Origin of the sequence: Benzoatithermus flavus (assembly GCF_037908215.1) — a bacterium.
Taxonomy (GTDB): Bacteria; Pseudomonadota; Alphaproteobacteria; order Geminicoccales; family Geminicoccaceae; genus Benzoatithermus; species Benzoatithermus flavus.
Window position 1 is genome coordinate 1 of the sequence record NZ_JBBLZC010000082.1, and the last position, 776, is coordinate 776.

1 protein-coding gene is annotated in these 776 nt (G+C 66.0%); it reads right to left on the reverse strand.

The window, feature by feature from the left end:
• Positions 1–776 (reverse strand): elongation factor Tu (locus tag U1T56_RS24145; protein ID WP_418162041.1); only part of this gene is annotated, 776 nt, incomplete at both ends.

A 776-nucleotide genomic window follows, 5' to 3' on the forward strand; every position in this document is an offset into this window, starting at 1 on the left:
CCCGGCTTGCACAGCACCTGCCCGCGCTCCACCTCGTCCCGCTTGGTGCCGCGCAACAGAACCCCGATATTGTCCCCCGCCTGCCCCTGGTCGAGCAGCTTCCGGAACATCTCCACGCCCGTGCAGGTGGTCTTCGCGGTCGGCCGCAGCCCGACAATCTCGACCTCGTCGCCCACCTTGATGATCCCGCGCTCCACCCGCCCGGTCACCACCGTGCCGCGCCCCGAGATCGAAAACACGTCCTCGATCGGCATCAAAAACGGCTGGTCGATCGCCCGCTCCGGCTGCGGAATGTAGTCGTCCACCGCCTGCATCAGCTCCAGGATCTTCGCCTTGCCGATCGCATCGTCCCGGCCCTCCAGCGCCGCCAAGGCACTGCCCTTGATGATCGGAATCTCGTCCCCCGGAAAGCCGTACTTGGACAAAAGCTCCCGCACCTCGAGCTCGACCAGCTCCAAAAGCTCCTCGTCGTCGACCATGTCGACCTTGTTCATGAACACCACGATCGCCGGAACCCCCACCTGCCGCGCCAGCAAAATGTGCTCGCGCGTCTGCGGCATCGGGCCGTCGGCGGCCGAGACCACCAAAATCGCCCCGTCCATCTGCGCCGCGCCCGTGATCATGTTCTTGACGTAGTCGGCGTGCCCGGGGCAGTCGACGTGGGCGTAGTGGCGCTTCTCGGTCTCGTACTCGACGTGCGCCGTGTTGATCGTGATGCCGCGCGCCTTCTCCTCCGGCGCCTTGTCGATCGAATCGTACGCCTGGAACTGGGCCCG